Source organism: Clostridium ihumii AP5 (assembly GCF_000612845.1).
GTDB classification, from domain to species: Bacteria; Bacillota; Clostridia; order Clostridiales; family Clostridiaceae; genus Clostridium_J; species Clostridium_J ihumii.
This window is the reverse complement of record NZ_CCAT010000083.1, coordinates 212705-224312: the sequence shown is the minus strand read 5'-3', so window position 1 is coordinate 224312 and position 11608 is coordinate 212705. Positions and strand designations below refer to the sequence as shown.

Genomic DNA, 11608 nt, shown 5'->3' with positions numbered 1-11608 from the left:
TATATTTTTCCTATTTCATATACTCTACTAATTTATCTACTAACTTAACTAGATACTTTTCTTCTAAATCTGAAAATCTTTTTAAGAATGGACTATCAATATCTAAAACACCATACAATTCATCATTTTTAATAATTGGTATTACTATTTCAGACTTTGATTCACAGTCACAAGCTATATGCCCCGGAAATTCTTCTACATTCTCTACTCTTTGTATCTTTCTTAGTTTAGCTGCTGTTCCACAAACTCCATGTCCTATTTTTATTCTGTTACATGCCGGTTTACCTTGAAATGGCCCTAAAACTAATTCATCACCTCTTTTTAGGTAAAATCCACTCCAATTTATATCATCAAGCATAACATATATTATAGCACTGATATTGCTTAAATTTGCTAATATATCATTTTCACTACTCATTTGAGATGTAACAAAATTTATCATTAATTTATATCTTTCTTCCCTAGTCATCTTTTCTATATTGCTAAGCTTAAACATATTTCCATCCCCAATCATCATATACGTTCCAACTATAAGTTTTTAGTTTATACACACTTATTATAGTTTTCTAAGCTCAAATTTAAAATAATATCTTTATCAAATAATAATTCTAGAGTTATAAGTTATTCCTATTTTTATATTTGGAACTAAGTAAGAAGTAAGAGTGAAAAGTGATGGTTGATATTACTCTCTTTGTTCCTAATATCTAAAAATAAAAATACTTAAAAACTATGTTTTTATATGATGTTTAAATCATTTGCTTTGCAAATCATTATAAAAATTGATTTAAAAAACTGATACTTCAGTTTTATCCTTCATTGTTAATTGTTCATCGTTAATTTTTGTACAAAATTTCAAATTGCTCTTTCTCAACTGAAATAAAAATAATTTTAAGTTTCAACTTGTATTCCTATAAATTTCCCATTTTATGTTTTTTAGAAAGTTTTACATATTCTTTTGCTGATTTATCAATACTTTCTATTTCTTCCTTAGTAAGTTCTCTTATAACTTTGGCTGGTGATCCCATACACAAAACACCTGAAGGAATCTTTTTTCCTTGTGTAACTAAACTGCCTGCACCTATTATAGTATTTTCACCTATTTCTGCATCATTAAGTATTATTGAACCCATTCCAATTAGGACATTATTTGAAATTTTACAACCATGTATTATTGCATTATGTCCAATTGTAACATTCTCTCCTATTATTGTAGGAAATCCAAAATCATTATGAACTGTTGAATTTTCTTGTATATTAGTATTCTTGCCAACTTTTAAATAACTCATATCACTTCTTAAAGCAGCACCATACCATATATTTGCGTCCTCATTTATCTCTACGTCTCCTACTATCACAGAATTCTCCGCAATAAAGCAACTTTCATGTACTATTGGAGTTTTCCCCATTACTGATTTTATCATAAAAAAACCTCCTTTATTTAATAAATTTGTATCTTTCATCTAAAATGGGATTTAAATACTTTCTTATTCTTAAATTACTATATATTTGAAAAATATTTTAAGAATAGACTTAAAATATTAGTAAAAACTAATTTGTGTTGTTTAAAATTTACTTCTATAAAATCTTATTATATCATTTAATATTCTCTATAACATTTTAATTTATAACATTAAAAAAATCTATACATTTACATTTTATATTATATATTTATTTTATATTTATATATAAACAAGAGGTTTTAAACGAATTTTGTTATTTTATCGTTATTTATTATGATTTTTACATAATAATATTTCTTGATTAAAAATCACCCTTATTATATAATACAACATGTAGTGCACTCAAATATCACTTATTCTACATATAGTGTATGAGTGTGTTTAGTTTTAGGAGGTGACAATGCTGTTATATGCTTATTTTTAGCATTCAGCAATGATAATGAATAATATATTAAAAAGATATTTTACTAAAGAATTAGAAAACAACACTAAACTTACTGTATATGATTTATTTCAATGGAAAAAAGTTGATGTGTTTTTAAAAGATTATAAAACTAATAAAATTTTGATAGATATGAAGGATTTAGAATTTCCTTCTCATTATTCACAAAATGCATGTGATATAATAGCTTCAAAATATTTCAGAAAAGCATTAGTACCTAATGATTGTGGATATGAAAACAGCCTAAAAATGGTTGTTCACAGAATTGTAAATTTTTGGTGTGAAGCTTTAATTGATGAAGGCTTAATAAGTACAGGTGATGAACATAAAATTTTATATGATGAACTTGCTTATTGTTTTTTAAATCAAATGTATGCTCCAAACTCTCCCCAATGGTTTAATACTGGATTAAAACATTCTTATGACATACATGGTAATTCACTAAATACTTTCTATTTTGACCCTAAAGGAAAAAAAGTATTAAAAAGCAAGGATGCTTATACTAGAACTCAAGCTTCTGCATGCTTTATTCTTTCTATTGAGGATAAACTGCTCGGTAATCATTCTATCTCTGAGCAATATGTTACCGAAACTAAATTATTCAAAGGTGGTTCTGGTACTGGCACTAATTACTCAACAATAAGAGCTAAAGGTGAAAAATTATCTGGTGGTGGAGTTTCTTCTGGAGTTATGAGCTTTTTAAAAGGACTAGATAGAAATGCGGGTGCTATAAAATCTGGTGGAACTACAAGAAGAGCTGCTAAAATGGTTGCACTAGATATAAATCATCCTGAAATAGTGGACTTTATCGAATGGAAGTCTAAAGAGGAAGATAAAGTTAAGGCTCTTGGCAAAATGGGGTATGATGCAAGCTTTGAAGGTGAAGCATATGAAACTGTTTCTGGTCAAAATGGAAATAATTCTATACGTTTCAGTGATGAATTTATGAAAAAAGTAGACAATTTACCTAATAATCAAGATGAAACAATAGAACTTGTAGGAAGAGTTGATAACAGAGTTAATGAGACTATTAAAGTAAAAACTCTTTGGGATAAGTTTAATACTAGCGCGTGGAAATGTGCAGACCCAGCCCCTCAATTTGATGATACTTTTAATGCATGGCATACATGTCCTTGTGGAGAAGATGGTGTTTATGGTGCCAAATATAATAGAATTAATTCTACTAATCCTTGTGGGGAATATGCATTTTTAGATGATACTTCATGTAATTTAGCATCAATAAATGTTTATAAGTTTTTTGATGAAACTACTAACCATTTTGATTTAGAAGGATATGTTCATATAGTTTCTATTATTCAATTAGCTTTAGAAGCTTCAATCCATTGGGGCCAATTTCCTACAGAAGATATAGCAAGAAAAACTTATCTTTTCAGAACAACTGGGCTTGGAATATCTAATCTGGCATCATTACTTATGGTTATGGGATATCCTTATAATTCTGAAGAAGCTAGAGCATTTTCAGCTAGTTTAATTGGTATATTAACTTCTAATTCTTATGTTACTTCTTCAATGATGGCTAAAAAACTTGGTTCATTTGAAAAGTATGAACTAAATAAAGAACATATGTTAAAAGTAATTAGAAATCATTGTAGAGCAGCTAAAGCTTTAGATACTAAGTATGAAGATTTAAACTATACTCCATTAGAAGTTAATCATGCACTTTTAGATAAAATGGGATTATCTAACGTAAGTAATTGCTTGAAAGAATCTTGGCTTAATGCGTATTCTTTAGGTAAAAAATATGGTTATAGAAATGCTCAAGTTTCTGTTATTGCGCCTACTGGAACTATTTCTTTTGCAATGGACTGTGGTGCTACGTCTATTGAACCTTATTTTTCACACTTTATATATAAAAAATTATCTGGTGGTGGATTTATGACTATAGTAAATCCAGTTATTGAAGCTAGCCTTAAAAACTTAGGATATGATAAAAACGAAGTAAATGATATTTTAAATTATATCTTAAGAAAAGAAATTGTAAATGAAGATGGTTTTGAATATGAAAAGATAATTGATGGCAAAATTGAAGGTGCTCCACATTTAAAACCTGAACATCTTGCTATATTTGATACTGCAAATAAATGTGGTTCAGGTGAAAGATATATAACACCAGAAGGTCATGTATTCATGATGGCTAGTATAACTCCTATGATTTCAGGTGCTATATCTAAAACCGTTAACTTACCTAATAATGCAACTATAGATGATTTTAAAAAAGTTGTTATTGACTCTTGGAAACTTGGTGTAAAAGGTATTTCGTTATATAGGGATGGATGTAAAGCAAGCCAGCCATTAAATACTACTTTAAATGATGATAAAAAGTTAAATTTAGAAGACTTAACTTATAATGAACTATTAAATAAAGCTAAAAGTTTAGAATTTAAAACACATATATCTAGTCGTGAGAAACCTGAAGGTATAAGATATGGAACAACTCATCCAGCTCAAATAGATGATGTCAAAATTTATACTACAGTCAATAGAAATGTTAATGGCGATATAACTGAAATTTACATTACTACAGATAGAGAAGGTACTATTATTACTGGACTTTTAAACTCACTTTCTAAATCTATATCTGTGATGTTACAATATCATGTTCCAGCATCAGATATTTCAAAAATGTTACGTGGTCAAAAATATGAACCTTATGGATTTGTTCAAAAGCATCCTTATATTAAAAGTGTAACTTCTATTTCAGATTTAATAAGTAAAATTATAGATATTGAACTTGGGGACTTTTCTCGTTGTCAAGTAAAACCTCAACTTACTAACTTAAAAATTAACTTTCATAAAACTAATTTAGAGGCTACTGTTACTGATGAAATTTCAAGTAGCACTATTGAAGGTGAACGAATTTACTCAGAAATTTGTTCCAATTGTTCAAGTACTCACCTTGTTAAAAATGGTACTTGTAAGGTTTGTCAAGATTGCGGAACCACTACAGGATGTAGCTAAAAAATAAGAAGGAAATTTTCATTTGAAAATTTCCTTCTTATTTATTTAACTCTTTTGTAACTTTACTTACTTCTTTACTCCAATTATCAACATACTCATCAGTAGCCCACTCAGCCATTATAATTTTTTCATTACTTTTTAAATCTATTTCAGCTAATGCTTCCTCTTGTATATTACTTCCTTTAACTTCATAAATAAGCATTTTATCATTAGTGAATCCTACTGCTAAGCTTTTATTAGGAGAAAATATTATATCCTTTAATTTAGGTACTTGATCTTTAACCTTACTCAATGGCAAGTACACCGAATCATATCTCAATATTGTCTGAGGTATTTCTATAGGTATACAAAAATCTACATAATCAAAGTTACTATTTGTAGTACTTATTCTTCCATTAAGTGACCACTTTCCTGGAACTCGTTCTACTGACATACTTGTAAAATTTTCTATGTTAACATTTTTATTATCATATCCTTGGTTTAATGCTCCTATTATAGACTTCTCAAGAACTTTCATTCCATCCTTATTTAAGATTTTTGACGCTGTTATATCTTTTACATCACCAGCATAAATAGTATCTACTGGTATTATACTTATATCTTCATAACTTTTTCCTATTCCCTCTTCGCTTAAAATACTTGAATAAGCTTTTATACTAACATAGTCATTACATATGAAATTTATTTCTGTTGAAGCATAAAAAATCTTATTTGTTTTCAATACACTTTCTAATGCAATCCTTCTCTGTTCTTTTTCTAAAGGAGATATTAGTATGTCATCATAAATTTTTTCTTCTGTCACAACTTTTTCAGAATTAATTTTCCAAAATCCACTTTTTCTTGGTAATAATATATATGGAATTTCTTTTATTTCTATAGTGCTTCCATTATATCCAATCCATATTGTTCTATACAAAAAATTATTTATATTATCTGTATAATTTAAAAATCTTTCTGGATAATGTACATTATAATTTTCATTTTTAGATTTTAATCCTATTAATACACCACTTTTTTGATCATTGTGATCAATTGAACTTTTCTCAAAGCCACTTATAGATACACCCCTATTTTGTCTCTTTTTCTTAATAGTATCCATATCACCTTCACTAATTCTAGATAAGTGATATAAGATATCATTATTTTCTATAATAGCATTATTATCATCTATTAATATTATTTCTTCATAATATCGTTCTTTTGAAGATATAGATACAACTTTCACCTCTTCTTCTTTTATCCCTATTTCCTCTGGAAGTTTTCCATATTTATTAAAAATATACTCATTTGAATCTACAATTTTTAATTTATAATTAGGATTTTTATAGGTATTGTTAGGAAATATAGCTACTTCTTTATTTAGTATAATTATCTTTTCATCCCATGTTGCTGAAGGTATACTATCATCTTTTATTTTGTTTTCCAATACAGTATGTTTATTTATTAGCCATTGTCCTGAAATTATTGGTGTTGCTTCTGGTTTTTCTGTATTTATTCCAAATTCATCTGCTTCATATTTACAACCAGTGAATATAATTATTATTAAAAATACTAATATATACTTAAATATCTTTTTCATAAATTCATATCCTCTATGATAATAATTTTATAGGTACACTAAGGGTAACTTCTGTCCCTATATTTATTTCACTTTCTATTTTTAGCTTTCCATTATGCAACTCCATTATTTCCTCACATACTGATAACCCTATTCCATTACTAGATTTAGAACTATTACCTTTATAGAATTTCTCTTTAACCTTCAGTAAATCTTCCTTGCTAATTCCACTTCCATTATCTTTTACTGACATATATATATTATTTTCATCTGCTCTTAAATGCACACCTATATTTCCACCTTTATCAGTAAATTTAATTGCATTGTCAATTATGTTTATAAGCACTTGCTTTATCCTATTTTTATCAACCATTACTATTGGTATTTGACCATCTATTTTTAATGACAACCCTAAGCCTTCATTCCTAATTCTAGGATTTACTTGTCTACACACACTTTCAACTAACTCTTCCATATCAGTATTTTGCTTTTTCAAAGTTATATTTCCTGATAATAATTTTGAAAAATCTAAAAGATCTTCAACTAAATATGTTAATCTATCTACTTCCTGCTCTATAATATCTAATCCCTCTTTAATTTCTTCTTCATCTTCAAAATCAGATGATTTTAAAACTATAGACCATCCTTTTATAGAAGTAAGAGGCGTTCTAAGTTCATGTGAAACAGATGCAATAAATTCATTTTTAACTTTTTCATTTTTAAGAATTTCTTCTGACATATAATTTAATGTATCTGATAACTTTCCTAATTCATCATCTGCAAACTTAGGAATTTTTTCTTTAAAGTTTCCTTTAGCCATTTTCTCCGCACCATCAGATATATTTTTTAATGGTCTGCTTACGCTATTAGAAATTAAAACACTTACAAAACTTGATAAAATAACAACTCCTATACCTGACATTACTGCATATTTAGATAACTTAATTATACTTGTTTTTATATTTTCTGTTGATGAAATAAACCTTAGTACTCCATCAATCTCACTATTATAATACAATGGCATATATACACTAATTACTGATACACCATTTATATCTGTCTTTTCCTTATACATTCTGTTTTTTCCACTTATTAAATTTTTAAAGTTATCATTTCGTTCTATTTTATCAAAAATTTCTCCTTGTGAATCCATTATTATATTTCCATTTTTATCAATAATTTGTGCTTTAACATCTGTATCTTCCCAGAATAAATCTACATCATTTGCAACATTGCTTCTTAGTGTGGAATTATAAAAATACGTATTATAGAAATTACTCGAAATGGATATTTGATTTGTTAATCTTTCTTCAAGACTCCTATAATAGTAACTTCTGATTGCTACTATTGCTATAATTTCCACAAATACAATAGTAATTATTATACTAATTAAATATCCACCCGCTATTTTACTTTTTATTGAAGCCAATCTATATCTCCTTCCATCTATATCCTGTACCCCAAACAGTCTCAATATATTCTGGTTCAGAAGCATTAGTTTCTATTTTACTTCTAAGTCTTCTTATATTAACATCTACAATTTTATTATCACCTACATAATTATATCCCCAAACCATATCTAAAAGTTCATCTCTACTAAATGCCTTTCCTTTATTTTCAATAAACATTTTAACTAGCATATACTCTTTTGGTGTTAAATCTACTTCTTCACCATTTTTATATACTTTCTTACTATATAAATCTATTTTAAATTCTCCAGATAATAACATGTTGCTATTTTTATCTTTATTGGTTTGTTTTAATCTCCTAAGCAAGGATTTAATAATAGCAATTAATTCCATGGGGTTAAATGGCTTTACTAGATAATGATCTGCCCCAAAACTTAATCCTTGAATTTTATCTGTATCTTGCCCCCTTGCTGTTAGCATTATAACACCCATCTCTGGATATTCCTTTTTTAAAATTTCAGATACTTTAAACCCATCAATTCCATTGCCTAACATAACATCCAGTATAACTATATCAGGATTTTCTTCTCTAGCTTTTTGAACTCCGTCTTCTCCATTTTCAGCTTCTATAACTATAAAATTTTCTCTTTTTAAACTTATTTTTAAAAACTTTCTAATTGAACTTTCATCTTCAACAATTAAGATTTTCTCCATTCTCAATATCACCTTTCTCTAATTTTTTATATAATAAAAAGTCACATAAACTTCTGTGACTTTACTTATCATTATCTACTTCTTTATAATCAACATCTATAATCACAGAATCATCATTATCATTTTCTTCTGTACCTAAATTTTCTTTGTTAGAATAGTTGTATTGACTATAATTCTCATTAGACTTATTAATTTCCTTTTTAGCTTTATATTTTAAATATACAAGCCCTAAAACGGCTACTAATATAACAAAAGCTATTATAGTAAAAATACCACTTATAATCGTACCAAATATGGTTAATATTGATGGTCCTAAAACTATAATAAGAATAATACCTAATATTACATATATTATATTTTTACCTTTCATTCTTGTATTCACCTCTTCCTATATAAACTTAGCATTATTATTATACTATAAGTTTGTTTCAATTTAATTTCAATAGAAAAAATTTATAAAAAAGCTCCATCTACATTAATTATTTGACCTGTTATATAAGAAGATTCCTTAGATGCTAAAAAAGCAACAGTATTAGCCACTTCATTTCCTTCTCCTAATCTACCTATTGGTATTTCATTAATAAGCTCATTCATTTCTTCATCAGATAAAAATGAATTCATCTCTGTATTTATTACTCCCGGCGCTACCGCATTAACTCTTATATTCATTGGTGCTAATTCTTTTGCTAGTGCTTTAGTAAATAAATTTACTGCACCTTTTGATGTAGAATAAATCACCTCACAAGCTGCACCTGCATTTCCCCACATTGAAGAAATATTTATTATGCTACCTTGGGACCTACTTATCATGTGTGGACAAACATTTCTACACATATTAAATATTCCTTTAATATTAATATTCATTATATCATCAAAATCTTTTTCATCCATATCTATAAATAATCCAACTTTAGATATTGCTGCATTATTTACTAATATGTCTATTTTACTAAAAGTATTAAGTGTCTTGGTTACTAATTCATTACAAAATTCATAATTTGATACATCACCTTTTACTAAAATACCATACCCTCCAATTTCTTTTATTTCTTCTAATGTTTTCCTTGCAGCTTCATCATTATCTTTATAATTAATTACAACACTAGCACCTCTTTTAGTTAACTCTAAAGCTATACTTTTTCCTATTCCTCTACTTGCACCTGTAATTATTGCAATCTTACCTTGTAAATTCATTTTTCCTCCTACTATAGGGTTCCAAGTTCAAATTTTAAATAATACATTTATCAAATGATAATTCTAGAGTTGAAATTTATTCATGTTTTTATATTTGGAACCAATTAAGAACTAAGAAGTAAGAGTGAAAAGTTATGGTAGCTATTACTCACTTTGTTCCTAATATCCCAAAATAGAAATATATAAAAACTAGTTTTTATATTACGTTTAAATAATTTGCTTTGAAAATTTAATAAAAAATCATTCTTTTAAATTGGAAATCCAATTTTTACATTCACTTTCAATTTTCAATTAAACTAATTAGAATTCTCAACTGAAACATGAATAACTTAAAGTTTAGACTTGTATCCCTATTAACACTATATTTATGTATATTTATTATTTTACTTTTTATTATTATCAATAAATATTATACCATTTATTGATAAACTTCAAAATATTTAGATAAAGCCTTTATTATTATTGAAATTTATGATATTATTAACTAGAAATCGTAGTAAGGGGGGTTTGTATTATGGCTTACAAAATCGCTGATGCTTGCATTAGCTGTGGTGCTTGTGAAGCAGAATGCCCAGTTAACGCTATAAGTGCAGGAGACGGATTATATGTTATAGATGCTAACACTTGTATCGAATGTGGTGCTTGTGCTAACGTTTGTCCAGTTGGAGCTCCAGCTCAAGAATAATTTAACATATTAACCTATTATATTTAATAGGAAATGGCTGATTTTTTTTAAAATCAGCCTTTTGTTTTGTACAAGCTTATATTTTACATTTAAAGTAAAAAAGCTACACATTATAATTATAAATGTGTAGCAATATAAAATTATTACAAAATTAATTTTTGAAGATTTGTTTTATAATTGTTTTGAACTGTAATTCCTTTAATAGCTAAACATATTTTAAATGATGTTAAATTCAAAAACTTAATTTAAATTAAAATTTTGCAAAAATTTTTTATAAATTAAAATTTGTTTATCTATTATATGTAATTAAATTTATACTATGCTTCCAAATCCTTCTCCTAAAGTTTCATGAACATTGTATATTATTACAAATGCATTTTTATCATTTTCTCTTATGTATCCTCTTAATTTTATAAACTCTTTCTTGTCCATTACTGCTGTTAATACTTGCTTTCTTTCCTCAGTATATGCACCCTTAGCCTCATACACTGTAGCTCCTCTTCCTAACTCTTCCATTATAAATTTCTTTATTTTTTCATTTTCTGAACTTACTATTTCAACTTTTCTAATTACATTAAATCCATCAATTATATAATCTACTGTAAATCCATTAATTATAACACCAAGTAAAGAATACATACCTATCATCGGTCCAAAGGCTGCAACTGCCATTAATGTTACAGAAAAATCTGTAATAAGTAATCCTTTACCTATATCTAATCTTAAATATTTATTAAGTATTTTTGCTATTATATCTGTACCACCAGTTGATGCATCTTGATTAAATATAATTCCCATTCCTACAGCACCTATTATAATACCAAAAACTAAATTAATTAATAAATCATCTACAATTGGTCCATTTAAACCAAGTACTTTTGGTATTACAGCCATTAATGTAGGCAACATTAAACTGCAATAAATTGATTTTACTCCAAAACTCGCTCCTATAAATATAAATCCAATTATATATAAAATAACATCTAACCCTAGCATTATTACTGGAACACTTAATGCTGGTATATAATTATTTACTACTATGGCTATACCTGATATTCCACCTGCTGCTAAGTTATTAGGAACCAAAAATATAGATAATCCAGCTGCTAAAAATATTAATCCAATAGTTATAAAAAATAACTCTTTAAATAGTTTCTTACTCATAAT

The 11608-nt window shown here is 27.1% G+C and carries 10 protein-coding genes; 2 read left to right on the top strand and 8 right to left on the bottom strand.

Going from position 1 to position 11608, the window contains the following annotated elements:
- Positions 1 to 10: 10 nt before the first annotated feature.
- Positions 11 to 496, bottom strand: coding sequence for a GAF domain-containing protein (locus BN346_RS16795; protein WP_040330130.1), 486 nt, complete (start codon positions 494 to 496; stop codon positions 11 to 13).
- Positions 497 to 908: 412 nt separating this feature from the next.
- Positions 909 to 1421, bottom strand: coding sequence for a gamma carbonic anhydrase family protein (locus BN346_RS16790; protein WP_040330129.1), 513 nt, complete (start codon positions 1419 to 1421; stop codon positions 909 to 911).
- Between the two features lie 472 nt (positions 1422 to 1893).
- On the opposite strand from BN346_RS16790, the gene BN346_RS16785 reads away from it, so the two are divergent.
- Positions 1894 to 4881: a vitamin B12-dependent ribonucleotide reductase gene (locus BN346_RS16785; RefSeq protein WP_423219657.1), complete on the top strand. Its 2988-nt coding sequence runs from the start codon at positions 1894 to 1896 to the stop codon at positions 4879 to 4881.
- A gap of 37 nt (positions 4882 to 4918) precedes the next feature.
- Here BN346_RS16785 and BN346_RS16780 read toward each other — a convergent pair whose 3' ends face one another.
- The 5 genes from BN346_RS16780 to ymfI all read right to left on the bottom strand — a co-directional run bounded on the left by BN346_RS16780 (position 4919) and on the right by ymfI (position 9756).
- Positions 4919 to 6460 (bottom strand): hypothetical protein, encoded by a 1542-nt coding sequence (locus BN346_RS16780; protein WP_040330128.1) that lies wholly within the window; start codon positions 6458 to 6460, stop codon positions 4919 to 4921.
- A 13-nt stretch (positions 6461 to 6473) separates the two neighbouring features.
- The gene (locus tag BN346_RS16775) at positions 6474 to 7868 is read right to left on the bottom strand and encodes a sensor histidine kinase (RefSeq protein ID WP_040330127.1); all 1395 of its coding nucleotides are present in this window, start codon (positions 7866 to 7868) and stop codon (positions 6474 to 6476) included.
- 1 nt (position 7869) lies between these two features.
- A complete protein-coding gene (locus tag BN346_RS16770) occupies positions 7870 to 8562 on the bottom strand; it encodes a response regulator transcription factor (RefSeq protein ID WP_040330126.1) in 693 nt (230 codons plus the stop codon).
- Between the two features lie 61 nt (positions 8563 to 8623).
- Positions 8624 to 8932: a hypothetical protein gene (locus tag BN346_RS16765; protein ID WP_040330125.1), complete on the bottom strand. Its 309-nt coding sequence runs from the start codon at positions 8930 to 8932 to the stop codon at positions 8624 to 8626.
- Positions 8933 to 9015: 83 nt separating this feature from the next.
- Positions 9016 to 9756, bottom strand: a complete 741-nt coding sequence (gene ymfI / locus BN346_RS16760) for an elongation factor P 5-aminopentanone reductase (protein ID WP_040330123.1) — start codon at positions 9754 to 9756, stop codon at positions 9016 to 9018.
- A gap of 514 nt (positions 9757 to 10270) precedes the next feature.
- Here ymfI and BN346_RS16755 point away from each other — a divergent pair.
- The gene (locus BN346_RS16755; RefSeq protein WP_040330122.1) at positions 10271 to 10441 is read left to right on the top strand and encodes a DUF362 domain-containing protein; all 171 of its coding nucleotides are present in this window, start codon (positions 10271 to 10273) and stop codon (positions 10439 to 10441) included.
- A 312-nt stretch (positions 10442 to 10753) separates the two neighbouring features.
- On the opposite strand, the gene BN346_RS16750 is transcribed toward BN346_RS16755, so the two are convergent.
- Positions 10754 to 11605, bottom strand: coding sequence for a YitT family protein (locus BN346_RS16750; RefSeq protein ID WP_040330121.1), 852 nt, complete (start codon positions 11603 to 11605; stop codon positions 10754 to 10756).
- Positions 11606 to 11608: the final 3 nt, after the last annotated feature.

Coding starts and splice junctions, on each gene's coding strand:
- BN346_RS16795 (WP_040330130.1), bottom strand. CDS start 496: ATGTTTAAGCTTAGCAATATAGAAAAGATGACTAGGGAAGAAAGATAT.
- BN346_RS16790 (WP_040330129.1), bottom strand. CDS start 1,421: ATGATAAAATCAGTAATGGGGAAAACTCCAATAGTACATGAAAGTTGC.
- BN346_RS16785 (WP_423219657.1), top strand. CDS start 1,894: ATGATAATGAATAATATATTAAAAAGATATTTTACTAAAGAATTAGAA.
- BN346_RS16780 (WP_040330128.1), bottom strand. CDS start 6,460: ATGAAAAAGATATTTAAGTATATATTAGTATTTTTAATAATAATTATA.
- BN346_RS16770 (WP_040330126.1), bottom strand. CDS start 8,562: ATGGAGAAAATCTTAATTGTTGAAGATGAAAGTTCAATTAGAAAGTTT.
- BN346_RS16765 (WP_040330125.1), bottom strand. CDS start 8,932: ATGAAAGGTAAAAATATAATATATGTAATATTAGGTATTATTCTTATT.
- ymfI (WP_040330123.1), bottom strand. CDS start 9,756: ATGAATTTACAAGGTAAGATTGCAATAATTACAGGTGCAAGTAGAGGA.
- BN346_RS16755 (WP_040330122.1), top strand. CDS start 10,271: ATGGCTTACAAAATCGCTGATGCTTGCATTAGCTGTGGTGCTTGTGAA.
- BN346_RS16750 (WP_040330121.1), bottom strand. CDS start 11,605: ATGAGTAAGAAACTATTTAAAGAGTTATTTTTTATAACTATTGGATTA.